Source organism: Virgibacillus dakarensis, assembly GCF_900155625.1.
GTDB lineage: Bacteria > Bacillota > Bacilli > Bacillales > Amphibacillaceae > Lentibacillus_C > Lentibacillus_C populi.
In genome coordinates this window covers 1,235,611-1,256,855 of record NZ_LT732553.1, presented here as the reverse complement: position 1 = coordinate 1,256,855, position 21,245 = coordinate 1,235,611, and the positions used below count along the sequence as shown (strand labels likewise).

The following is a 21,245-nucleotide window of genomic DNA, read 5'->3' as shown; positions in this document are numbered from 1 at the left end:
GTAAAATTACGAATAATTTAAGTGTTTTTTTGGATAATAAACAGTAAATATGTAAAAGAGGATGTTCAACTATGGAACAAATAGAAAAATTAAAAACTGCAGCTATGGCAATGGCTAGTGATCTAAAGGTACAGACTGTTGGCGGTGCAGAAAAAACGAACAATACTGTTATGGATATGGACTATGTAAATAGCATTTTGCATGATTGGAACGCTATGCCCAAAAAGGCAGCAATCCTTACAATCGAACAATATGGCCCTCCAAACGAGGCTATTTTCAGTCGACTCATCTGGTATAACAATGGACCATGGAAACGGACGATTGTATATCGAGATGAAATACCACATGATTTCCCTCAACCTCACACTGATGTTATAGAGAATTTTATCAACTACTCTGTTCCACTGGACATGTTTAATGAGCTCGCAAAATTTGATGGAAGCATAATAGTTGAACGGACTAGAGGAGAAGTGTCTTCCCGATGTGATATGGAGGCTGCCAATATTCTCGCACTTAATTTAATGAATGATATTGTTACAGGTAAGTTAAATGCTGAAAAAGCACGGAAAGTCTATTGCGAAATTATAACAGCATTTATGATGAACAATTCAACACCATATGCAGAAAGACTTCAATTCGCAGTACCAAAAGGTAAAACGTTTGATACAGATAAGGTCATGATCGTTAATGAGATGTCAAATCAAGTAACTGAAAAAGTTGAGGATGTTCTTAGTAATGATTCGAATATTTAGTGAAGTTTTAAATTAACCTGCTTTTTGTAAGGTAATCGGTTTTTAAAGAAAAAAACTTACCTCTATTTAGTCTTTTGGCGCGCATTAATTACTCCTACTCTTCCCATATTTATTTAATTTACCGACATTCAAATGGAAATATGGGAAATTTTAAATGGTATGCTGTGTTATATGTAGCCTCTTATTATGGTCTAAAGCAAGACTAAAGAAGGATTCGTAAACCTGCTCGAAACCTTATAAAGCAGAAAAACTATTTTGCAAGGAGGTCTTTACCATGAAACACCAACAGATTGACCAAGACGGTCAAAACTCAGATACGGTCATTGCCTTAAAAGAAGCTGACACAAGGAAGGTGAACCAGTCGAGGGATCACGTTTTCAGTAAATTGAACAATTTAACCTTAAAGAAATTAAAAGACCAGGTCATTGTGATTACAGGGGCATCAAGTGGAATCGGTTTGGTAACAGCAAGAATGGCTGCTGCAAAGGGGGCAAAAGTTGTTGTTGCTGCAAGAAATGAAAAGGCATTAATGGAACTGGTTAATGAATTGCGAGAAAAGGGCCATTCTGCAACCCTGGTACAGGCAGATGTGGGACGCGAAGAAGATGTAAACAAAATTGCAGAGACGGCTATAAAAGAGTTTGGGCATTTTGATACATGGGTTAATAATGCCGGGATATCCATCTTTGGACACGCTATGGAAGTAAGCATAGACGACATAAAGCGTATGTTTGCCACAAACTTTTGGGGTGTTGTCTACGGAAGCAAAGCCGCTGTGAAACATTTTAAAGAAAGAGGTGTCCCAAGTGCTCTGATTAATGTTGGAAGTCTGTTTGGAGACAGAGGGACGGTGATTCAATCGACTTATGCAGCTGCCAAATTTTCTGTACACGGATGGACGGAAAGCATAAGAATGGAATTGGAAAAAGAAAAAGTGCCGGTTTCCGTTACGCTTATCCATCCCGGCAGAATAGACACGCCTTATAATGAACATGCAAGAAGTTATTTGAATAAGCAACCAGCACACAGGGGAATGATTTATCCACCTGAAGCTGTAGCTGAAGCCATACTCTACTCGGCTGAAAACCCGAAAAGAGACATGTTTATCGGTTCCCAAGCAAAAGCTTTATACCTTGTGGGAACGCTTTGTCCACGCTTGACGGATAAACTAATGGAATTTATCATGTATCGAACCCAACATGCTAACAGACCTTCCAAACCACCTGAAGACAGTGCTTTATACCATGCAGGTTATGGGTTGCATGAGAGAGGAACAAATATCGGTTGGATCCGGTCCGGCAGTATGTATGTAAAAGCAGCTAAACATCCCATCTTTTCAACAACAGCAGCAATTGGAATAGGAGTAGCAGCCTGGGCAGCAATGAAACGGAAAAAATAAATTAATTACATTTTTTGAATAAGACACCCTCGCATTAGGTTACTTTAATGAAGGATTGATTCATAAAAACTGGGCAAAATAATCTTGAATTTTAAGAACTGGAGTGAAAACAAATGGAAATGAATGATGAGGAAATCGTTAATTATTTTGATCAATCAATTTCGGATTTTAAACAAGGCAGTAGTCGTCTTAGTAAAAAATTGCCGGAAATGACCCAAGGATACTTTGATTTTACGGAAGCTTGTTTTCAAGAAGGGGAAATCAGCAAAAAACATAAGCAACTGACTGCGCTCAGTATAAGTATTTATGCACAGGACGAATATTGTATTATCTACCATACAAAAGGCGCCGTTGAACACGGAGCAACTGAACAGGAAGTAATGGAGTCAATCGCCATTAGTGCAGCTCTAGGCGGAGGTGCAGCTTTCTCCCAAGGTGCAACACTTGCAATGGATGCGTTTGATTATTACAACCAGAGTTCCAAATAAAAAGGAGTTATATTGGTGGCTGAAGTAACTATTATTGTAAAAGAAGCTACATCCGGCAGTGCTATCCAGGAAATCGAACATTACCTTAATCAATTGGATGGCATAGATAGAGTTTTAGTGGATACAGCTGATGGCGAAGTTAAGGTTGAATATGATGATAAGAAAATCTCAGGGAAACGGATTGTTGACAGCTTGCAGCAGCACGACTTCTTATTGATGTAGCAATTGTCATCTGTTTGTCTGACTCCTTCTTTATCAAGCGTAGATTTTTTTCGATTAAGAGGATGTTCAAAAATTCATTAAATGATAATGCGAAACTCGGGTCACTTACTTGTTTCTCCCTGCTTGGCGAATTCAGCACTTTTCCACGTGCAATATGAACTGAAGAAAGCTTTCCTTGGTGCTCTCACTATGCCGACTCGCCCTTCAAGACCAAATTTTTGTAACTTTGAAAACGCACTGTTATCAACGCTTGATCCATTTGTTTAATATTTCTTATCCCCGTGAATACGCAGGAAAAAGTAGGGAACCTTAAAAATGCAAGGGGATTTATTACATGAAATTAATCAGGAGGATTGCTATGGGAATTTTAAGTGGAAATTCTAACGACGAGCCAATGCACTATGGAGAGGTTTACGGAGCTTGGGCTTTTTTAACTGCCGCTAAAGGATCAATCGCTGGCAACCAGACTCATTTAAATCATGCAGGTGATGAAGACCTGCGAAAATTACTTGAAGAAACTATTCAAGAAGGACAAAACGAAGTTAATCAGATTGAAACGCTCTTAAAAAATAATGGGGTTGATATGCCACCAACCCCTCCGGAACGACCTAAAGCTTCCTTGGAAGATATTCCGGTTGGTGCTCGTTTTATGGATCAGGAAATAGCGGCTGCTTTGTCCGCGGAGATAGCTGCGGGATTAGTTGCATGCAGTAAGATGATTGGTCAATCCATCCGAGAAGATATTGCAATGATGTTTGAACAAATTCATACGCAAAAGGCATCGCTCGGAGCAAAAGTTCTTAAGCTGAATAAAGAAAAAGGCTGGTTGATTCCTCCTCCATTACATCATGGTACAGCTAAAGATTGATTTGATGAGATTATGAGTTCATATTTAGTCTATGTTTCAAGGTATCAAATTTTTTGTAATCGACATGGAAAATGATCCCGGCACAAATTACCGGGGTCATTTTAGATCCTTCTGCAAGGAAACAATTTTTTAGCGGCCAAATTTTACTGAATTATTGATTCAACTGTTGTTGGTTCAGTTGTTAAACTATTTGAGCGATCTATTGCAGTGTTACCTATTCCCCTATTCCTCCTTGTTAACAAAGAACAGATTTCTAAACTGGTTAAACGTATCAGAACGTAATCCCAGACGTAAGGTCTCCAGTGAGATTACGTCTAATAAAGCAATATTGGCCAGGTTGACATTCGCCCCTACATGTTTAATAAAAAAAGTTTGCATCTTTTTATTTGGTGCTTCAAAGATTAGTCTTTCTAATGGAATACCCGAGTCAGCAATTTGTTCAAAAATATCAATTCGAATATCGCCATTCTCCCGACATATTCCACTTGTTCCGCTTTCTCTCGCTTCAGTGATGACTTTTGATGCACCAGCCTCTATATCCTCATAAATACTTTCAATCCATTCAGTGGAATCCTGATTATTAGCCATGAAAGAATCTTTATGACCAACTTCGCTAAAGACCGTAAATTCATCTGCAAAATCCTTGATGAACCTGGTTTTGTCACGGTTGGATATAGCGACTGTACCATTGGAAATTTCTACATGACTGCAGTTAAACGTTTTGCAATAGTTGTAAAACGATTCAACCTTATCCTGACTCAGAAACTTTTCGAATAACGTACCACCAAAAAAGAATTCTATTCCATGATCCTGCAAACAAGCTATTTTCCGTTCCAAAAAATGGGTCACAACGGATGTACCCCAACCAAACTTTACAAAATCAATATACTCACCCGAGCTACGAATGGTATCCCTGAACAAATTCAAGGGAACTCCATTATCAATGATAACCGTTAACCCTTTTTCTCTTGGTTTTGCTTCCCTTGTTGGTAGTATTAATCCCGATTCCGTCATACATTAACCCTCTCAATCTTTGGAATTTCGCTAGTCGTATTCATCTTCATAACGAAGTCCGTATTGATCTCTTTTAAACAATTATTAATATCTTCACGTAAAAATACCGGATTTTCTTCGTCAAAAAATTTTTCTGCTACATGGGAATGTTTGATTCTTTCTTTTACCTCCTGGGCTGAAATTAAATTTGAACTACCTTCCAGCATACTTTTGATATACTCTGCACAAGCAAGATCATCGTCCCCGCTCGGATGGGAGGCAATAATATGAATCATTTTCCCGTTTACGGCTGCCATTTTTTCTCTAATAAAAGCTGCCGTTTGTTTGGCATTTGAAAATCCGGTAACAAAGACATGCTTGGATGCCAAACAATTTAAAGCAGCCCGTACCCCATTCGTTGTCTTTTGTACAAGTGTTTTTCCTGTAAGATTTAGTTGTTTAATATGAGATGGCGAGTTATCCAAATCGAATCCTTCGATAGCTAAACCATCTACCTCCCCCGCCAGCAGGAAGTCAGGATTTTCCTTTTTTATTTGTAACGCCTGTTCTATTGAATCTGCAAGAAAAATACAATGCACCCCTTGTAAAAAAGCATAATGTGCTACCGTAAATGCACGAATAACATCAATAACAATCGTAATATCAGCAGCTTTAGGGGGTGCCGCATTACCTTGGTAAATGATAATCTGCATTCGTTTTCCCCACTAACCTCTAAAAAATTGGATACAAATTTCGTGTAATTATCCGAACCACATACACTAAGTATATTCGCCTATTATATAGTCGTTACAATTATTTCTAAATCCAGTCTTTAAGAGGATGTTCAAAAAATCACCAAATGACTAACCGGCGAATCTCTTCGTTAGCAGCGGAGGATCTTCTGCTAAAAACTGTCCCACGACAATTACCAACAGCAAAATTCAGTACGTCCTGTTCAAGCCCAGTTCCGGGAGCAACGCCGTCTCGACCATTCAGTGACTTTTTGAACACGTAACTTTAAACAAAATAGGCGTTTTATCTTTAACAAACCTTGATCCATTTGAATACATTTATTTCAGGCAGATACCCACGCAATGGATTATTACGAAAGAATCTCATTGTTAGTTAAATGTTAGGTGGTAAAAAATGGAGGAAAAATTAACGTATGATAACTGGAACGACCAGGTTCAAGCGAAGCTCAACGCACGTTTAAAAGATTTCATGGACGTGATTAAGTGGGCCTTTCAAGTATATGAGGATAAAATCTTGTATTCTTGCAGCTTTGGAGCAGAAGGAATTGTTTTAATTGATCTGATTGCCAAGGTTAACCCCTGCGCAACGATAGTCTTTTTGGATACAGGTTTACATTTTCCCGAAACCTATTCCCTCATCGAAGAAGTGAAACAAAAATATCCCAACCTTAACATAAAAATGGTTAAACCGTCGTTGACTGTGGAGGAGCAGGCAGCTGAATATGGTAACAAACTGTGGGAGCGTCATCCAAATCTATGCTGTCATATCAGAAAAATTCAACCACTGGCGCGGGAGCTATCCCGTGTAGATGCCTGGATTTCCGGGTTAAGACGGGAGCAGTCAATTGGCAGAAGGAATATAGCGTATATTAACAAGGATGATCGATTCAAAAGCATAAAAATTTGCCCGTTAATTCATTGGAAATGGGATGATGTTTGGGAATATATCAAATTAAATAACCTCCCTTACAATAAATTGCATGACAACAATTATCCAAGTATCGGCTGTGAAATGTGTACACTTCCAGTTAAGGATGGAAGAGACGCACGATCGGGCAGATGGGCAAACTTCCAAAAAAGCGAGTGTGGGCTGCACCAATAAGTAGGGGCTGTTTTGAGTGATAACAATACTTTTATTTATCGTTGCTTCCTTTTTTGCTATCAATATTGGTGCAAGCGGTGCCGTAGCATACATGGGAATTGCCTATGGAACTGGTGCAATAAACAAACAAAAATTGCGTTACTAGTTTGTGAGGTAGACGTCTTTTTCGGTGCAATCCTGGGAGGTGGAGAGGGTTGTAAAAACACTGGGGGTCGGGGATTGTCCCTGGGAATGTTATCTCCATTCATGTCGCACCTCATCATCCTTACTTCGGCCTCCATATCTCTTTTTATCGCCAATCTAAGTGGTATTCCTTTGGTTACGGTTAGGGCCGGTATTGCTTTTAATGTACTGTTGTTGAGACATTGACCGTAATTATTATGTATTGGTTACTCTTTCCCTTACTTTCCCTTTTACTGGCATTTTCCGTAAATAAAGTAATCTAAATTATCGACAAGAAGTGATTGAAAGGTAAATGGTTGAAGTTTATGGGTCTATTAGGCATCATAACCGGCTTTTTGGAGACGTTTTCTGCAGGGCTAATACGATTGACCAGGGAAACCTCGTTGGCGGGTTTGTCGCGCTAGGCGCCATTCTTCTCGGTGACAATGTACTTGAAACAAATGGCAAACGGATTACAACTTTGAAACTGATAATTAATTAATCCTAAAAAGGGAACAGGATTTCTACTATTCACCTGTTCCCATTTCTTATGGACACTATTTTTTATTATGATCCTTTTTGTTTGCCTTATTGTACCTTTATACCTCTATTCATATATCTCATCTGCATTTTTATAGCGCAATTTTTCCGAATCAATCCTATCTTCCTCGTGATTGTTTGCGTCTCTATTCTGTTGTCCCTCAGCTCTTTTATCATACTTCATTTCCTGGTTCCGATTACTTTTTCGATTCCTTATCATGTGATAAATTCCTTTCTTGTTAAACTAATTGCACGTATAATTTACCCAGAATTTCTCGTTTCAAACGGAAAGGCTAACAACTATACCCTCTATGCTAAAAAGGTCTGTGTTTTCAAAAAGTCACGGCAAGCCATCTCCAGAGTTCACCGCTTCTCATTTGGCAGCTTGTTAAACATCTTTAATAAGCCATGCTAGCATCATGATAATACTTAAATTCCAACAAATTATTTGCCGGATCAAGCAAAAAGAAGGTCAGATGTTCCTCCTGTCTGCCTGCAAACCGTACCATTGGCTCCTTAAAAAAGGGCAGGTCTTCCTTAATTGCCATTTGCAACGCCTTGTCGTACTCTTCCTTGGCTAAAAACGTAATACCAAAGTGGCGCGGGTACATTTTCGGATTTTCGTCTACATGATTCGGACTTAGATGACATACCACCTGGTCACCGAAAAAATCAAAGGTTACGCGATCAGCATACCTCCTTGCAAGCTTGCACCCCAACTTTTCATAAAATTCTACTGTCTCATCTAACTCCTTACATGGTATCGCCAAATGAAACACTTTATTTGTTTCTCTCATATTAATTCCTCCCGCTTTAACTGAGTTGTAAATACTTGGATAACAGCAATTACATAATTCCACCTTTGCAGGCTGTTATTCGGCTGTTTTTTCGCTAAACCTTATACGAGCGGTTTTGCTTCGTGTCAAAAAATATATAAATCTTTTTCCCAATTCCCGTCCTTATGTGTACAAGTAGTGCATATAATGAATGAAGTACAATACAGGAGGAAAAAGATGTTTACCATATTGGAAAAAGCAATTATTGGCATGGCGCTTTTACGGATATTATCAGGATGTATCGAAATATTTGCCGCCTATCTGATGATCCGCTTTAATGAAGTCGAAAAAGCGCTAATTATTAATACTTCACTTGCCTTGATCGGGCCTTTAATTTTGGTAATTACGACTGCGATTGGCATATTTGGCATTGCCGACAAGCTATCATTTGGAAAGTTTTTTTGGATTATTATCGGTGTTGGTTTCATTCTCTACGGTGTAAAAAGCAACTAATCGTTTCTAATCGAGTGAAAAAAATCAATCTTTACCTACATAACGAAATTTTTCTTCTGCTGGCGATCCATTATTCGCCCCAGAATTTCTTCCAAATACATGGAAAATGCTGGGTGGGTGCGCTGCCGCGGCCTTGGTAAATTAATTACCTGATTGAGACTGACCTTTCCGTTTTCAATTAAGATAACCCGATCTGCCATTGCGACTGCTTCTTCCACATCATGTGTTACGAGAATGGAAGTAAACTTATTTTTTTGCCATAATGATGCAATCAGGTCCTGCATTTCGATCCGGGTAAGTGCATCAAGTGCACCTAGTGGTTCATCAAGCAGCAGGAGTGATGGATCATGAACCAATGCCCTTGCCAGTGCTACCCGCTGTTTTTGTCCGCCAGATAGTTTCGCCGGATATTCCTTCATCCGATCTTCAAGCCCGACTTGCCTTAAAGCTATTTTTGCCTTTGCTTTTGCATCCTTTGCCAGGCCGATACAAACATTATCAATAACCCGCTTCCAAGGCAGCAAGCGGCCATCCTGAAACATGATTCGCGCATGTTCATTTAATTGTGTCAGCGGCTTATCATTAATTCGGATTACCCCTTCATTCAGTCTTTCCAGACCTGCAATTAATCGGAGCAATGTACTTTTGCCGCATCCGCTTTTCCCGACAATGGCAACAAATTCTCCTTTATGAATAGAAAGTTCCAATCCATTTAAAACAGTTCGATCGCCGTAACCCTTCTGAACATCTTTAAGCAGTACATGTTCTTTTTGTTCCGGAATTACTTTCACTTGTCTCCATCTCCTTTACCAGCCATTACATATTCCACTGAAGTAACCTCCGTTCCAAATATCTGGCGATAACATCCGATAATTTCCCGAACAAGGCATATAGTACAATACTAAGCACAATGACATCCATCTGCATAAATTCTCTGGCATTCATAGCCATATACCCGATTCCGGAATGCGCTGAAATCGTTTCCGCTACAATCAATGTTAACCACATGACCCCCAGCGAAAAACGAATCCCTACGAGGATGGAGGACATTGCCCCGGGGAGAATAACGTTGAAAAATAGTGCTCCCCCTTTCAGTCCATATGCCCTCCCCATTTCGATTAAACTTTTGTCAACTGATTTAATACCATGATAGGTATTGATATACACTGGAAATAATACCCCTAAAGCCACTAAAAATATTTTCGATGTTTCATCTATTCCAAACCATAGGATGACAAGTGGGATTAATGCCAAATGCGGTATGTTTCTGAGCATTTGGATAGAGGTATCAAAAACGAGGTCAGCAAATCGAAATACACCGTTAAATAAACCAAATAAAAAGCCGATAATCCCGCCAATGAGAAATCCGGCCAGTGCTCTCGTAAGACTGATCGAGACGTGGCTGAATAATTCCCCTGTTGATACCAGCCCAATAGCAGCTTGAAATACCTTTGTCGGAGCTGGTAAAATCCTTTCTGGAAGGGCTCCTGCCCATGAAAGAAGTTGCCATCCCGATAGTAACACCAGCGGAATACACCATGGGATGATTTTCACAGCCGCTTCCTTTCCTTTGGGTCTCACAAGCATGATCCTCCTTCTTTACTTCGATTGTTCTTGCATGACATCCGCTACGTTTATTTTTTTCGGAATAATGTTCAAACGATAAAACGTATCGGCAATTTCCTGTTGCTCCTGGATGATTTCTTCACTAATCGGATCAACACCATAGATGCGTCGCTCGACCGCTTTTTTGATCGCCTCTTCTTCAATATTTAAAATCGGAGCTAGCATCGCAACTAATTCCTCATGATTGTTGTTCGACCAATCAGACGAGTTTTTTATTTCTTCCATAACAACATCGATCAGATCCGCATGATTTTCAGCAAATTGGTCATTCGTAATAAAAAAATCCCGGTCGGTTGTAATCCCTTCCCCATTAACAAGCAGGGATGCATTGGAAAAAAGTTCCGTTGAGGCAGTATATGGATCCCAAACTACCATGGCATCTACATCTCCTTGCTCAAACGCAATTCGTGCATCTCCCGGAGTTAAAAAGGCTGGCGTTATATCTGTGTACTGTAAACTTGAATTTTCCAAAGCCTTCGCAATTAAATAATGGGAGCTGGATCCTTTCGCAAAGCTTACCGTTTTATTTTTTAAGTCGGCAACGGTTTTAATATCTGAATCCTTTGGAACCAGGATGCCGCTTCCTGCAAATTTCGATTTTCCAGCAGCAACAATTACAAACGGTGTACCTGCCGCCTGAGCAAAAATTACTGGAGAATTCCCAGTTCTGCCAAAATCGATACTTCCTGCATTTAATGCTTCAACCAAAGCTGGACCAGCCTGAAATTCTTTCCATTCCACCGTGTATCCAAGCGAATCCAGCCGCTCTTCAAGTGTTCCAAGTGATTTCAGAATGATAAGGGGGCCATTCTTTTGGTAACCAATGCGAATAACATGATCTTGTTCTGTATTAGCAGAAGCATCATCACTCATGCTACAGCCTGTAACAGCAGTCATACATAATAAGCCAATTAGCAGCAATGAAATCTTCTTTCTCATATCCCTTAACCTCATCCTTTTTTAATTTATATCTGTTTTTAGCCTATGTATAAATCATTCGCTGGTTCCTGTCCCGGATAAATTCGATACGGGATAATTTTTTCCTTTTTAGGAAAACTAAATTTACAAAAATAGAGGGGGTAATGTAATGAGCAAATTAAACGGTAATCCACAGGAGGAGCCGCTTCATTCTGGAGAAGTTTTTCATCTATGGTCATATCTATACGGATCAAAGGCTGTTCTGGTGACAATGCAGGTTTTAATTAATCATACAGGTGATCATGATTTAAAGGTGTTTCTAGAGGATCTTGTAGAAAGCGGCTTTACCCAGGAGGAGCAGCAGGTTGAAGCAATCATAAAGGAAACTGGGATTCGCTTGCCGCCTGCCCCTCCAGACCGTCCCAATGTAGAAGTACAGGATATCCCGGCAGGAGCTCGATTTAATGATCCGGAAATTGCTGGCCTTGTGCAAAAAGAATTGACAACAGGAAAAATATTATGCAGCTACATCATGGGGATTTCTTTTCGGGAAGACATCAGGACCATGTTCGGCGAATTCCATACCCAAAAAGAGGAATATGAAGTGAAACTTATGGGGATTACCAAGGAAAAAGGCTGGATCGTTTCTCCACCAATCAATTTAAAATAAAGGGTAGCTTTATTTTCCCCTGCTAAATGTTCGTTGAACGAACAGATTACGGGCAGTTCATCCCTCATTTATGTTTTTTGAATCTTGATGTGGGGGTTTACTGCCTGCCTTAGATGGGATAAATCTATATGTCAAGGAGTTGGCGAAAAAGTGCAATCCAAAAATAAGGGCATGACCATCATAGCCATCGGGTCTATCCCACTTATTATGACGTTGGGCAATTCGATGTTAATACCAATGCTCCCGGAAATGAAAGCTTCCTTAAAGCTTTCGCAAATGCAAGTTAGTTTGACTATTACCGTTTTTTCGATCGCAGCAGCTATTCTTATTCCGATTATCGGGTATCTTTCCGATCGGTTTTCACGAAAAATTATTATTGTTCCTTCCCTCGTTCTGTTTGGACTGGGCGGATTACTTGCTGGAGTTGGCGCTGCTTTTTTTGCAAATTCTTATATGTGGATTCTGATTGGCAGGACGATACAAGGAATTGGTGCAGCAGGTACAGCACCAATCGCAATGGCCTTGACAGGGGATTTATTTAAAGGGAGCGAACAAAGCCGTGTACTCGGAATTTTCGAAGCATCCAATGGACTTGGAAAAGTTTTATCCCCTGTTCTTGGGTCGCTCTTTGCCCTGATTACATGGTTTTCCGTCTTTTTTGTGTTTCCGGTAATAAGCTTGATTTCCGCTTTACTTGTATGGATTTTTATTAAAGAAAAGAGCAATCGGCAGGCACCCCCACCCTTCCCTAAATATGTCCGGGGTTTATTAAGTGTGTTTAAGCATGAAGGAAGATGGATTTTCACTACATATCTTGCAGGTGGAACATGTTTATTTACCTTGTTTGGGATCCTGTTCTATTTATCGGATGTTCTGGAAAAGGTATATAAAATTGACGGCTTTATGAAAGGTCTTATCCTGGCAATTCCATTACTTGTTATGGTAACTACATCTTATATTACCGGAAATAGAATCGGCAAGAACCTAGAACGAATGAAGAAATTGTCCGTTATCGGCTTTTGCCTGATGACGATTTCCTATGGATCACTAGTATTTCTGGAAAAACTAACCCCATTTCTGCTCGTACTTGCAATCAGCAGTGTTGGGGCAGGACTTATTCTGCCATGTGTGAACAGTATTATTACCGGTGCTGTTGGGAAAGAACGCCGGGGATTTGTCACATCATTGTATGGGTCTGTCCGCTTTCTCGGTGTCGCGCTAGGTCCCCCGATCTTTTCCCGTTTAATGGACTGGTCAAGAACCGGCATGTTCCTATCGATCGCAGTGTTCACACTGCTTGTTGGTTTGCTTGTGCTCACATTGCTTCATGTAAAGGGTAAAGATGGAAAGGAAAACAAAAATACTGTCTTTCGTTACGACTATATGTAATGTTATGGTTTCTTTCTCCAGCCAAGTGTATAAGCTTGATGAAACGTCAAATTACACACATAATCCACTAATTTTGTCGAAATCCATTGACTGGCAAAAGCGAGTAAAATTATTTTCCAGTCAATAATCATTGCGGTAATAAGAAAAACAAGACAATTGATATAAAATAGCGGCTTTCCAGGCAGGATCTCCCGTCCAGAGGCAATAATCAGGGCAACTACTCCCACTCCACCATTGGAGACCTCCTGGCGCATCAGCATCCCGATTCCGGTTCCCAGGAAAACAGAACCAAGTATCAGGTCGACCATCAGGTTTTGATCTGGGACGGAAACACTTTGCTCGAAAAACTCGATCGAAACAGATGTCATCGTGATACCGACAATTGTCCACAATACGAATCGTTTGCCAAAATAATTTACACCGAGGAGAAGCATGGAAAAATTGACAATCCAAAGTGCCAATCCGTCACTAATGCCAAACCAGTAGTTCAGCAGGATGGCAATTCCGCCAGCCCCACCTGATGGTATCGAATTAGGAAATAAAAACAGACCCATCCCCAGTCCTTGCATGGCTCCGCCTGTTAATACCAGTGCATTTTTTATCATGAATTGTTTCATGGGGTTCCTCCTTATCAGGAACAGGTTTCGATTGTGGTGTGGACAACTCTTCCTCCTATACTTATTCAGCCAGTCCGGGAAAAATGATTGGGAAGTTTTCGTATTTGGGGTATATAAACAAACCATGGATTTTACCCAGACATATGATAATAAAGAGTATTCCAATTGATTTGTATACAAGAGGAGGAGATGGTAATCATGCTAGTGGAAAGGAGAAATAGGGGATTTCGTCCGCGGTTTTGCTTGTTTCCAGGTTACAATTGGTGCGGACCGGGCTGCAGTGGTCCGGGAGCACCGGTAAACGCTGTTGACGCAGCTTGTAAAGCGCATGATTTGTGCTACCGGAAATATGGCCCGTCATGCGGATGTGATCAAGAATTTCTTTATCGCCTGCGTCCACTGATAAACCCTCATACACCAGAAGGACGCCATGCCCGAACCCTCTATCGGTACATGAGGCTGCAATCGCTTTTTACGTGTTAAATATGGTAATGCGAAGCGGGAACATTTAACAAGTGTCCTCGCTTGTTTAAACCGTTAGTGTTCAAACCTTTTGTTGTATGACAAATCTAAACATTACGTAGATTGATTTGACACCTGCTCAATCGACTGCACAAACAACCCCTCCCCTTCCAGCCATTCGGCAATAAAAACATCTTGATAATGATTTATTCCTTGTGCTTGAAGCTGCAATTTCAACCATTCCTCGTTCCGGCCAAACTCTTTTAATTCATCTCGTAACAATTCCCCGTCACGTATAAGTGTGATGGGAATATGTACAGGCTTTTCCGGAAGATTCAAATCCTGTTGCTGAGCTTTTTGTTTTGGTGATTTTTTTAATATGCTGATCGAACCGTTAGCTTCCAGATAACAGTATGCCACTTCACGTATTGAAAAAGTCTCGGACTGGCGCAGAAGACTTTGAAGCTGATTAAGATTCATCTTGTTTTTCTTTAACTGATCCCGATTGATAACCCCATTCCGAATTAATACAGATGGTTTCCCTTCAAATAGCTTTCTCATCTTTAAATATTTCTGTCCTAATGCTTCTACCACGAACAACAACAATGCCCACAATGTCATGGAAAAAATGATGTAACCAACACCTATTTTTTGATCGTATAACGCATTTCCCAACAGTTCACCCAAGACAATCGAACCTATAAACATAAACGGTGTAATTTGATTAATAATTTTTTTACCAAGGATCTTAATAAGAATAAACAATAGAGCAAATCCTACAACTAATTCAAGGGTTAAATAACCAATGTTCATTTGTTTACAACTCCTAACATTTCTAGCTACTATGATCATAACCATTTTTATTAAGCGGTAATCTGTTAAAAGGTGAACAACCTGTAAGCAGCTGGGATCATAAACAGTCCGGAAATTATGGTATAGTTAAGTCTAATGGGAGAAAATTTGTCAAAATAGGAGAACATCATGGGAATAACAAGTTATGCAAAATTTTCACTATACAAGAATGCCGTTTTTTCATTGACCTTACCTTTACAAAAAGAAGAAATCGTTGCGAAAAAATTTTTACTGGAGCAATCTCCTGATGCGAAGCTGTCAATATATTACGCACCGGTTGAATATATAAATGATGATGCTGCCATCCTGATTGTTGGTATTACACCGGGTTTTCATCAAATGCAAAAGGCTTACACGAAAGCGATACAGCTGAAAGTCGAGGGATTGAATAATGAAACGATACTTCATCAAGCGAAACTTGCCTCAAGTTATCAAGGCACGATGCGGAAAAATTTGATTCAAATGCTTGACGAATTAAGTTTGCCTGATTATTTGGGATTAGCATCTGCGGCAGAATTGTTTGGTGATGCAAATCATTTGCTTCATACAACTGGGCTGATCCCTTACCCTGTCTTTTATAAGAACAAAAATTATACTGGTTCCACCCCTGACTTGCTTGCGAATAACATACTCAGCCGCTATGTGATGGAATGTTTTGTGAACGATGCAGCCCGCCTTAAAAAGCCAGTAATCATTCCATTGGGTGTAACAGTTGCAAAGGTTTTGTCCCATCTTGCTGCAAAAAGCCTTTTCGATGATACATACTTGCTTACCGGATTTCCCCATCCATCAGGTGCAAATGGCCACCGTCACCGACAATTTGCACTAAATAAAGAGCGGATGAGAAAGAAATTAGCTGTTTATTTTAGCTAACGTGAACAGAACTTTTAGCATCTGTGAATCATCCAAATCTTTTAATACATGGGGGAAACAGTTCTGAGACAAGTTAATTTTCTAATATAACTAATATAAGATGCTGTTCAACATCACGATAAGCGGCGATTCCCTTCGTTGGGTTGGGGCGAGCAGGACGTGGTGTTCTACTCGACCTCGATTTTTTTGAGTACGCGTTATAAAGGAAAGGAGATTGGCTAATGAAGTATCTTGACTGGCATATGATTTTTTTTACCGGAGTGACACTCGTCCATGATTATTGGATCTTTTGGGGACTCCCGCAAATTCACTATTGGGAAATGAAACAGACATATCCTGTTATTGGCAATGACGACAAAGATGACGGAAATAAGGCTGCATAACCATTTGCCCCAGGGATACCCTGAGGCTTTTTGAAAAGGAAAAATACTAATTGCGGAACGGAAATTACTCATTAACCAACTATCGGCTACTCTCCATAAGATCTCTCCCTTTCTCATAAAACTGCTTCCGGTCTGTTTCCGGTACAAGCGCACCGCCTGTTGCCCACGCAATGTGGGTTGCTTGTTCAGCGTTCAGGTTATGTTTTTCCATGTATGTTGTTTGTGCTATTTTACCAGGACCCGGCAGCCCTGCGGCGGCTGACGGTTCTACGTAAATGTCCTCACTGGCAGCAAGCGTAAATAGTAATTTATACAATTCGTCATCCTCTATCGTATAAATACCACTTATTAAATGTTCGCTTATCGAGGTAGCAAAGCGGGAAGGCCTGCCAACCGCTAATCCGTCAGCAGCTGTTCGGTTGTCAATTCCAAAGTCCTGAACTGATACTTTTTCTTTCTCACCTGTTAAGAGCCCAATTAATACAGATGGAGAATGGGTTGGTTCAACAAAAAAACAGTGAACATGATCACCAAATACTTGTTTCAACCCGAAGGTAATACCACCTGGTGACCCACCTACACCACATGGTAAATAAACAAATAACGGATGTTCATGATCTACTTTGATTTGTTTTTCATCCAGCTGTTTTTGTAAATGCAGTGCGGCTACACTATATCCTAAAAACAGATGTTTGGAATCCTCATCATCAACAAAATATCCAAGTGGATTTTCTTGTGTTTTTTGTCGGCCTTTACTAATTGCCTCACTAAAATCACCGGGAAATTCCAGTACCGTTGCACCTTTTTCCCGAAGCAAGTCTTTTTTCCATTGCTTTGCCTCCCGGGACATATAAACAGATACATGAAACCCCAATTTTGCACTGATTATCCCGATACTCAATCCCAAATTTCCGGTTGAGCCAACACCAATGGAATATTTTTGAAAGAACGATTTTAATTTTTCACTGGCAAACACCGCATAATTCGTTTCTTTCGTAACAAGACCTGCATCCAATGCCGATTTTTCCGCATGCTGTAATACCTCGTAAATACCACCTCTAGCTTTAATCGAGCCAGCAATTGGCAGCTGATTATCGCACTTCAGATATAGTTCACCTGCAAAAGGCAAAGCGAAATCATTGGTAAGCTTTTCCTTCATGGAAGAGATTTCACGTAATGGTGATTCGATTATACCATTTGTTTCCGGAAACGCCTGTTGCAAAAAGGGGATAAAGCGCCTCCACAACTGCTCCGCTTCTTCTATGTCAGTTTTATTCACAGCTAACGATGGTAAATTCTGAACCTGTTTTATTTGTGGGTTTAACCAAAAAACTGGATGTAAAGCGGTAATATCATGTAATAAAGGATAATGATTTTTCCAGTACTGTAGCTCCTGCTCTGTAAATGCCATTATATTTCAACCTTTCTGTTCAAATGCAATCGATCGGGATTTTTGCGAGTTCGATCGGGTCTTTTGCACATTCGATCGGTATTTTGTGCACTCGATCGGGGCTTTTGCACATTCGATCGGGATTTTTGTGCGTTCGATCGGGCATTTGTTATTATTAATGTTAACATATACCATATTTTTAAAAATAACCTGACGTGATAAAAGGAAAATTTTAATAGATTTTTACCAAAAAGATCAAGAGTTAATTTTACAAAAGGGGACAAATTACCTATGTGAGATAAAACATCTCACCACATAAAAAATCAGGAGGGTCTCCAATGAACAACCGTGACAATAACAATCGCGATCGTCAAAAGAACCGTAACAATGATAACAATCGCAATCAGGATATAAATAATGTTGAATTTGCGAATGAAAATGAGTTCCTTGATGAGAGAGACTTTGACGATAATAACAGACAACGCAATAACGACCGACGAAATAACCGTAAATAGGTAGTTAGTTTTTCTCCTATGGAAACCTGTATAACGAATCACCCGTTCGTGATGCAGGTTTTCTTTACGAATTAGTAAAAAGGAGGACATTAATCATGCAATTAGCGTCCCATGAATTAAATGATTTAAGTGAACTTATTACGGGCTGTTACAATACTGTCAATTGTATGGCCGGCTTTATTAATCAGGCACAGGATCCGGAGTTGAAGGAGCTATTACAAAGGCATTTCCCTCTTCATGTGCAGGATTATAATTTAAAGGTTGAATTTGTCCAAAGTCAAACGACGCCGGATATTACAAAATTCAAACCAGCAGATCTAAAACCGATGTTAGATTCCTTTACACAGGCACCCGTGAACGAATTTGCCTCTGCTACCCCGAGAACGGTCGTCCAGCAGCACAACGACCGGGAAATCGCGACCGCCTATTTAATTAATCAAAAGGGAAGTGCGAAAAATTATGCCGCATCGGCTGTTGAGTGTGCAAATCCGGATTTACGAGCGTTTTTGGAAAATGCCTTCTTAAATAGTAGTCACCATGCATATGAAATGTGGCAATATATGACGAAAAAAGGTTATTATCCACTTATGCCTGCTCCACAAAATGCCATTGAAACAGTTGCTTCCATGTATCAGCCGGTACAGCAATAACCTTCTGAAAAGAAGCAGGGCACCCACTTTTGTGGCTGCCCGCTCATATAAACTGCGTGCCCAATTTGACTTTCCCTTTGTTGCACTAAAAATCAAGTTGATGCATTCAAGACATTTAACACTACATTCCTTTTGTTCGACCATCCTCTTACACGTAAAGATCGAACATATTAACGTCGTAGCCAAGTTGCTTTAAATAATTAAAAAATTGTCCTCGATGATGGAAAAAATGGGAAACCTCTTCAACAAGCCAATGCGCTTGAGTGGCTCCTTCATCGAGATAAAATGGTTTTGTTTTCTTTGTTAAAAGGTCTTGATCAGACAGTGATAGCATGAATGTTTTAAAGGTGGAAAAGCCCTCCTTCATCGCAGCAATCATCGTTTCCGATGATCCCAATTTTTCATACCTCGTTTCCAGGTCTTGAATCGTTTGTTGATCTTTTTCTTGCCAAAGATTAAGATCCACCTCTGGTATGGAAACAATGTGGTTTGCAAGCTCCTTAAGATTGCGCATGTTTTCCGCGGGGCGATAATCCCAATCATCTGCTTTTACCTTTTGCAGCAAACCGGCCATGGAGCGGATGCCGACTTCAAGCTCTTCTAACAGTTCATTTCTTAATATGCTTACAGCGTTCACTACGATCATTCCTTCCCTTATTTGATTTCCTATTGAATATAACATCGAATAGTGACAAATCGTGTCATCATTCGGGGAAAATTTTTAATAAAAAGATCAGCTGTAGTGTTTCGTTAGGGTTTCCAATTTTTGTTTTATGTACGAAACGGCCTCGGGAGGTTCCTTTATGGACGCTTCGATACCGAAATTCCAAATAAGATCGACAAAATAAGTAAGCTCCGACTTCGGAATTTCCGTATCAATCCATCCTGTCCCGTTCTTGCGTATTTTTACAATATGTTCCAAATCAATATCCGATAGTGCACGCCGGACACCTTCTCGTGTGAGCTCTATAACAAAAGGAACTGGATCGGGGCACCCCTTTTCGGATAATCGAAGCCAGTCAATAACGGATTTATAAGGCAAGTTCTGTAACGTTTCCGCCTTCGTTCGCACGGCGTTTTTTATTCGGTCAGCACGAAATAAGCGAACGGCATGGTGCCGAAAGCAAAACGCGGGACAGTACCAAAACCCGTTGTAGCTATACAGACCAATCGGTTGAATGGTTCTTTCCGTGATACCATCTCGACCGTCATAATCGATCAACAGCGCTGATTGATCAATTGCGGATTCTAAAATCAATTCCAGATGTTCTGCTGGCTGAGCACGGTTAGGATTCCAGAAGACGATCCGGTCTTTCATAGCGTCGATGCGGGATTTTGCGTCTTCAGGTAAATATTGATAAAACTTTTTTAAAACAAAACCGGTTTCCGTTGCAAAAGGAAGAGATCCAAAAAATTGCAAGGACTGATAAGCAAAAAACAGAGTAACTGCTTCCGATTCCTTTAAAAATACCGGCGGAAGCATCCGATCGTTTAACACATAATAACCACCGTCAGCACCGACTTCGGAGTAAAGCGGAACACCGAACGTACTCAATTCGTCCAGGTCACGGAGCATGGTACGATAAGAAACACCAAATTCCGCCGCCAACTCTTTTGCCGTGAATCGCCGTTTGGTATTCACGGTCATCATTAATTCAATTAAGCGTTGTGTTTTCGACATTTCAGCACTTTCAACCCTTTACTTTTGTAATACTATTTTGTCTAAGTATAGTTCAAAAAGATAATTTGTTCCATAAATCCCTAATGTTTTCTCTTAAAAAACTTTAAACAACCATTAAATAAAGGTCGATTTCCTTCAATGTAGGATACCGACCTTTTAATTTCCCATGGGACAGCCATGCGTAGTTGTTAATAGAAAGCTTGAATTTAACTTTGTTTATATTGTGGTTCCTCTGTTTGCATGTACTGTAATCGTGTTTTTAAATTATCAAGGATAACCTGTTGCTGCTGGGCAATATTTTGATACATTTGTTTCGCATTTTGGTCTTGTGTCTCTAAAGCAAAACTGTGTAAATTTGCCAAGGTACTTTCACAGCTTGAAAGCATTCAAAGGGGGATAACACACACGAATGAAAAATCGTGGGATAAAGCATTGGATGAGACTAAAAATATTGATGATTATCTGTATGTAATCAGTTACCGCTACGATCAGAAAAAGGTGAACAAACTAAACAGCCATGTAGATGAACTGGAAAAATCACTCATTATAATGGACAAAGAAAAATCCAAGAAAACATGGAATAAAGTGAAAAAAAGATGGAATGAACTAAAAGCAGATAGGTAATTAGTGATGTTAATATTTTACTGCCGCC

30 protein-coding genes are annotated in these 21,245 nt (G+C 39.9%); 17 read left to right on the top strand and 13 right to left on the bottom strand.

All coding sequences use genetic code 11. The features are described from left to right. The first annotated feature begins 71 nt into the window (after positions 1-71). The 5 genes from CZ382_RS06245 (at position 72) to CZ382_RS06225 (ending at position 3,729) form a co-directional block, all read left to right on the top strand. A complete protein-coding gene (locus CZ382_RS06245) occupies positions 72-752 on the top strand; it encodes a hypothetical protein (protein WP_188724634.1) in 681 nt (226 codons plus the stop codon). 274 nt (positions 753-1,026) lie between these two features. Then, the gene (locus tag CZ382_RS06240) at positions 1,027-2,151 is read left to right on the top strand and encodes an SDR family oxidoreductase (protein ID WP_088050348.1); all 1,125 of its coding nucleotides are present in this window, start codon (positions 1,027-1,029) and stop codon (positions 2,149-2,151) included. A gap of 113 nt (positions 2,152-2,264) precedes the next feature. Continuing rightward, a complete protein-coding gene (locus CZ382_RS06235; protein ID WP_088050347.1) occupies positions 2,265-2,639 on the top strand; it encodes a carboxymuconolactone decarboxylase family protein in 375 nt (124 codons plus the stop codon). Positions 2,640-2,654: 15 nt separating this feature from the next. Beyond that, the gene (locus CZ382_RS06230; RefSeq protein WP_088050346.1) at positions 2,655-2,861 is read left to right on the top strand and encodes a heavy-metal-associated domain-containing protein; all 207 of its coding nucleotides are present in this window, start codon (positions 2,655-2,657) and stop codon (positions 2,859-2,861) included. A gap of 358 nt (positions 2,862-3,219) precedes the next feature. Further along, positions 3,220-3,729 (top strand): DUF3231 family protein, encoded by a 510-nt coding sequence (locus CZ382_RS06225; RefSeq protein ID WP_088050345.1) that lies wholly within the window; start codon positions 3,220-3,222, stop codon positions 3,727-3,729. 222 nt (positions 3,730-3,951) lie between these two features. Here the strand turns inward: CZ382_RS06225 and CZ382_RS06220 are convergent, their stop codons facing one another. Next, the gene (locus CZ382_RS06220; RefSeq protein WP_088050344.1) at positions 3,952-4,743 is read right to left on the bottom strand and encodes a phosphosulfolactate synthase; all 792 of its coding nucleotides are present in this window, start codon (positions 4,741-4,743) and stop codon (positions 3,952-3,954) included. Then, entirely contained in the window at positions 4,740-5,435 is a 696-nt protein-coding gene (locus tag CZ382_RS06215) for a 2-phosphosulfolactate phosphatase (RefSeq protein ID WP_088050343.1), read from the bottom strand. Before CZ382_RS06215 ends, CZ382_RS06220 begins: the two co-directional genes overlap by 4 nt. Positions 5,436-5,868: 433 nt before the next feature. Here CZ382_RS06215 and CZ382_RS06210 point away from each other — a divergent pair, with 433 nt between their 5' ends. The 3 genes from CZ382_RS06210 to CZ382_RS06205 all read left to right on the top strand — a co-directional run bounded on the left by CZ382_RS06210 (position 5,869) and on the right by CZ382_RS06205 (position 7,240). Continuing rightward, entirely contained in the window at positions 5,869-6,576 is a 708-nt protein-coding gene (locus CZ382_RS06210; RefSeq protein ID WP_088050342.1) for a phosphoadenylyl-sulfate reductase, read from the top strand. 16 nt (positions 6,577-6,592) lie between these two features. After that, on the top strand, positions 6,593-6,721 hold the full coding sequence (locus CZ382_RS24520; RefSeq protein ID WP_268811313.1) for a hypothetical protein: 129 nt from the start codon (positions 6,593-6,595) through the stop codon (positions 6,719-6,721). Positions 6,722-7,051: 330 nt separating this feature from the next. Then, the gene (locus CZ382_RS06205; RefSeq protein WP_088050341.1) at positions 7,052-7,240 is read left to right on the top strand and encodes a hypothetical protein; all 189 of its coding nucleotides are present in this window, start codon (positions 7,052-7,054) and stop codon (positions 7,238-7,240) included. Positions 7,241-7,345: 105 nt separating this feature from the next. Here CZ382_RS06205 and CZ382_RS23660 read toward each other — a convergent pair whose 3' ends face one another. Continuing rightward, positions 7,346-7,498, bottom strand: a complete 153-nt coding sequence (locus CZ382_RS23660; protein WP_155554331.1) for a hypothetical protein — start codon at positions 7,496-7,498, stop codon at positions 7,346-7,348. Between the two features lie 178 nt (positions 7,499-7,676). Further along, positions 7,677-8,075, bottom strand: coding sequence for a VOC family protein (locus CZ382_RS06200; protein ID WP_088050340.1), 399 nt, complete (start codon positions 8,073-8,075; stop codon positions 7,677-7,679). Between the two features lie 216 nt (positions 8,076-8,291). Between CZ382_RS06200 and CZ382_RS06195 the strand changes: the two genes are divergently transcribed. Then, positions 8,292-8,567, top strand: coding sequence for a YqhV family protein (locus CZ382_RS06195; protein ID WP_088050339.1), 276 nt, complete (start codon positions 8,292-8,294; stop codon positions 8,565-8,567). A gap of 35 nt (positions 8,568-8,602) precedes the next feature. Here the strand turns inward: CZ382_RS06195 and CZ382_RS06190 are convergent, their stop codons facing one another. Genes CZ382_RS06190 through CZ382_RS06180 form a run of 3 tightly spaced genes read right to left on the bottom strand, consistent with a single transcriptional unit; the run spans position 8,603 to position 11,132 of the window. Next, positions 8,603-9,358, bottom strand: coding sequence for an ATP-binding cassette domain-containing protein (locus tag CZ382_RS06190; protein ID WP_088050338.1), 756 nt, complete (start codon positions 9,356-9,358; stop codon positions 8,603-8,605). A 25-nt stretch (positions 9,359-9,383) separates the two neighbouring features. Continuing rightward, the gene (locus tag CZ382_RS06185; protein ID WP_088050337.1) at positions 9,384-10,154 is read right to left on the bottom strand and encodes an ABC transporter permease subunit; all 771 of its coding nucleotides are present in this window, start codon (positions 10,152-10,154) and stop codon (positions 9,384-9,386) included. Between the two features lie 12 nt (positions 10,155-10,166). Next, entirely contained in the window at positions 10,167-11,132 is a 966-nt protein-coding gene (locus CZ382_RS06180; protein ID WP_088050336.1) for an aliphatic sulfonate ABC transporter substrate-binding protein, read from the bottom strand. A 148-nt stretch (positions 11,133-11,280) separates the two neighbouring features. Between CZ382_RS06180 and CZ382_RS06175 the strand changes: the two genes are divergently transcribed. Both CZ382_RS06175 and CZ382_RS06170 read left to right on the top strand, forming a co-directional pair. After that, positions 11,281-11,781 (top strand): DUF3231 family protein, encoded by a 501-nt coding sequence (locus tag CZ382_RS06175; RefSeq protein ID WP_088050335.1) that lies wholly within the window; start codon positions 11,281-11,283, stop codon positions 11,779-11,781. A gap of 171 nt (positions 11,782-11,952) precedes the next feature. After that, positions 11,953-13,170 carry an MFS transporter gene (locus CZ382_RS06170; protein WP_230856021.1) on the top strand — a complete coding sequence of 406 codons (1,218 nt, stop codon included), beginning with the start codon at positions 11,953-11,955 and terminating at the stop codon, positions 13,168-13,170. Positions 13,171-13,172: 2 nt separating this feature from the next. Here CZ382_RS06170 and CZ382_RS06165 read toward each other — a convergent pair whose 3' ends face one another. Continuing rightward, the gene (locus CZ382_RS06165; RefSeq protein WP_088050333.1) at positions 13,173-13,787 is read right to left on the bottom strand and encodes a YitT family protein; all 615 of its coding nucleotides are present in this window, start codon (positions 13,785-13,787) and stop codon (positions 13,173-13,175) included. 189 nt (positions 13,788-13,976) lie between these two features. On the opposite strand from CZ382_RS06165, the gene CZ382_RS06160 reads away from it, so the two are divergent. Then, a complete protein-coding gene (locus CZ382_RS06160) occupies positions 13,977-14,270 on the top strand; it encodes a phospholipase (protein WP_308777255.1) in 294 nt (97 codons plus the stop codon). A 93-nt stretch (positions 14,271-14,363) separates the two neighbouring features. Here the strand turns inward: CZ382_RS06160 and CZ382_RS06155 are convergent, their stop codons facing one another. Further along, positions 14,364-15,062 (bottom strand): DUF421 domain-containing protein, encoded by a 699-nt coding sequence (locus CZ382_RS06155; protein WP_088050331.1) that lies wholly within the window; start codon positions 15,060-15,062, stop codon positions 14,364-14,366. Between the two features lie 168 nt (positions 15,063-15,230). On the opposite strand from CZ382_RS06155, the gene CZ382_RS06150 reads away from it, so the two are divergent. Together CZ382_RS06150 and CZ382_RS23940 are read left to right on the top strand one after the other, a co-directional pair. Beyond that, positions 15,231-15,974 (top strand): hypothetical protein, encoded by a 744-nt coding sequence (locus CZ382_RS06150; protein WP_088050330.1) that lies wholly within the window; start codon positions 15,231-15,233, stop codon positions 15,972-15,974. Positions 15,975-16,195: 221 nt separating this feature from the next. Continuing rightward, on the top strand, positions 16,196-16,357 hold the full coding sequence (locus CZ382_RS23940; RefSeq protein WP_188724632.1) for a hypothetical protein: 162 nt from the start codon (positions 16,196-16,198) through the stop codon (positions 16,355-16,357). Positions 16,358-16,436: 79 nt separating this feature from the next. Here CZ382_RS23940 and CZ382_RS06145 read toward each other — a convergent pair whose 3' ends face one another. Continuing rightward, on the bottom strand, positions 16,437-17,768 hold the full coding sequence (locus CZ382_RS06145) for a D-serine ammonia-lyase (RefSeq protein ID WP_088050329.1): 1,332 nt from the start codon (positions 17,766-17,768) through the stop codon (positions 16,437-16,439). A gap of 317 nt (positions 17,769-18,085) precedes the next feature. Between CZ382_RS06145 and CZ382_RS23935 the strand changes: the two genes are divergently transcribed. Both CZ382_RS23935 and CZ382_RS06140 read left to right on the top strand, forming a co-directional pair. After that, positions 18,086-18,262: a hypothetical protein gene (locus CZ382_RS23935; protein WP_188724631.1), complete on the top strand. Its 177-nt coding sequence runs from the start codon at positions 18,086-18,088 to the stop codon at positions 18,260-18,262. 95 nt (positions 18,263-18,357) lie between these two features. Then, positions 18,358-18,912, top strand: coding sequence for a spore coat protein (locus CZ382_RS06140; protein WP_088050328.1), 555 nt, complete (start codon positions 18,358-18,360; stop codon positions 18,910-18,912). Between the two features lie 148 nt (positions 18,913-19,060). Here CZ382_RS06140 and CZ382_RS06135 read toward each other — a convergent pair whose 3' ends face one another. The 3 genes from CZ382_RS06135 to CZ382_RS06125 all read right to left on the bottom strand — a co-directional run bounded on the left by CZ382_RS06135 (position 19,061) and on the right by CZ382_RS06125 (position 20,979). Continuing rightward, a complete protein-coding gene (locus tag CZ382_RS06135) occupies positions 19,061-19,558 on the bottom strand; it encodes a DinB family protein (RefSeq protein ID WP_235000393.1) in 498 nt (165 codons plus the stop codon). A gap of 87 nt (positions 19,559-19,645) precedes the next feature. Then, a complete protein-coding gene (locus CZ382_RS06130) occupies positions 19,646-20,593 on the bottom strand; it encodes a helix-turn-helix transcriptional regulator (protein WP_088050326.1) in 948 nt (315 codons plus the stop codon). Positions 20,594-20,799: 206 nt separating this feature from the next. Beyond that, positions 20,800-20,979: a DUF1657 domain-containing protein gene (locus CZ382_RS06125; RefSeq protein WP_088050325.1), complete on the bottom strand. Its 180-nt coding sequence runs from the start codon at positions 20,977-20,979 to the stop codon at positions 20,800-20,802. A gap of 46 nt (positions 20,980-21,025) precedes the next feature. Here CZ382_RS06125 and CZ382_RS06120 point away from each other — a divergent pair, with 46 nt between their 5' ends. Further along, complete coding sequence (locus tag CZ382_RS06120) at positions 21,026-21,217, top strand: hypothetical protein (RefSeq protein ID WP_088050324.1); 192 nt, start codon at positions 21,026-21,028, stop codon at positions 21,215-21,217. The last annotated feature ends 28 nt before the right edge of the window (positions 21,218-21,245 follow it).

What these genes read in the sequence shown, in the direction of transcription:
- CZ382_RS06245 (WP_188724634.1), top strand. Translation starts at nt 72, where the DNA reads ATGGAACAAATAGAAAAATTAAAAACTGCAGCTATGGCAATGGCTAGT.
- CZ382_RS06145 (WP_088050329.1), bottom strand. Translation starts at nt 17,768, where the DNA reads ATGGCATTTACAGAGCAGGAGCTACAGTACTGGAAAAATCATTATCCT.
- CZ382_RS23935 (WP_188724631.1), top strand. Translation starts at nt 18,086, where the DNA reads ATGAACAACCGTGACAATAACAATCGCGATCGTCAAAAGAACCGTAAC.
- CZ382_RS06150 (WP_088050330.1), top strand. Translation starts at nt 15,231, where the DNA reads ATGGGAATAACAAGTTATGCAAAATTTTCACTATACAAGAATGCCGTT.
- CZ382_RS06165 (WP_088050333.1), bottom strand. Translation starts at nt 13,787, where the DNA reads ATGAAACAATTCATGATAAAAAATGCACTGGTATTAACAGGCGGAGCC.
- CZ382_RS23660 (WP_155554331.1), bottom strand. Translation starts at nt 7,498, where the DNA reads ATGATAAGGAATCGAAAAAGTAATCGGAACCAGGAAATGAAGTATGAT.
- CZ382_RS06225 (WP_088050345.1), top strand. Translation starts at nt 3,220, where the DNA reads ATGGGAATTTTAAGTGGAAATTCTAACGACGAGCCAATGCACTATGGA.
- CZ382_RS06185 (WP_088050337.1), bottom strand. Translation starts at nt 10,154, where the DNA reads ATGCTTGTGAGACCCAAAGGAAAGGAAGCGGCTGTGAAAATCATCCCA.
- CZ382_RS06195 (WP_088050339.1), top strand. Translation starts at nt 8,292, where the DNA reads ATGTTTACCATATTGGAAAAAGCAATTATTGGCATGGCGCTTTTACGG.
- CZ382_RS06220 (WP_088050344.1), bottom strand. Translation starts at nt 4,743, where the DNA reads ATGACGGAATCGGGATTAATACTACCAACAAGGGAAGCAAAACCAAGA.
- CZ382_RS06180 (WP_088050336.1), bottom strand. Translation starts at nt 11,132, where the DNA reads ATGAGAAAGAAGATTTCATTGCTGCTAATTGGCTTATTATGTATGACT.
- CZ382_RS06205 (WP_088050341.1), top strand. Translation starts at nt 7,052, where the DNA reads ATGGTTGAAGTTTATGGGTCTATTAGGCATCATAACCGGCTTTTTGGA.
- CZ382_RS06235 (WP_088050347.1), top strand. Translation starts at nt 2,265, where the DNA reads ATGGAAATGAATGATGAGGAAATCGTTAATTATTTTGATCAATCAATT.
- CZ382_RS06215 (WP_088050343.1), bottom strand. Translation starts at nt 5,435, where the DNA reads ATGCAGATTATCATTTACCAAGGTAATGCGGCACCCCCTAAAGCTGCT.
- CZ382_RS06160 (WP_308777255.1), top strand. Translation starts at nt 13,977, where the DNA reads ATGGTAATCATGCTAGTGGAAAGGAGAAATAGGGGATTTCGTCCGCGG.
- CZ382_RS06210 (WP_088050342.1), top strand. Translation starts at nt 5,869, where the DNA reads ATGGAGGAAAAATTAACGTATGATAACTGGAACGACCAGGTTCAAGCG.
- CZ382_RS06130 (WP_088050326.1), bottom strand. Translation starts at nt 20,593, where the DNA reads ATGTCGAAAACACAACGCTTAATTGAATTAATGATGACCGTGAATACC.
- CZ382_RS06155 (WP_088050331.1), bottom strand. Translation starts at nt 15,062, where the DNA reads ATGAACATTGGTTATTTAACCCTTGAATTAGTTGTAGGATTTGCTCTA.
- CZ382_RS06170 (WP_230856021.1), top strand. Translation starts at nt 11,953, where the DNA reads ATGACCATCATAGCCATCGGGTCTATCCCACTTATTATGACGTTGGGC.
- CZ382_RS23940 (WP_188724632.1), top strand. Translation starts at nt 16,196, where the DNA reads ATGAAGTATCTTGACTGGCATATGATTTTTTTTACCGGAGTGACACTC.
- CZ382_RS06240 (WP_088050348.1), top strand. Translation starts at nt 1,027, where the DNA reads ATGAAACACCAACAGATTGACCAAGACGGTCAAAACTCAGATACGGTC.
- CZ382_RS06175 (WP_088050335.1), top strand. Translation starts at nt 11,281, where the DNA reads ATGAGCAAATTAAACGGTAATCCACAGGAGGAGCCGCTTCATTCTGGA.
- CZ382_RS06200 (WP_088050340.1), bottom strand. Translation starts at nt 8,075, where the DNA reads ATGAGAGAAACAAATAAAGTGTTTCATTTGGCGATACCATGTAAGGAG.
- CZ382_RS06135 (WP_235000393.1), bottom strand. Translation starts at nt 19,558, where the DNA reads ATGATCGTAGTGAACGCTGTAAGCATATTAAGAAATGAACTGTTAGAA.
- CZ382_RS06140 (WP_088050328.1), top strand. Translation starts at nt 18,358, where the DNA reads ATGCAATTAGCGTCCCATGAATTAAATGATTTAAGTGAACTTATTACG.
- CZ382_RS06125 (WP_088050325.1), bottom strand. Translation starts at nt 20,979, where the DNA reads ATGCTTTCAAGCTGTGAAAGTACCTTGGCAAATTTACACAGTTTTGCT.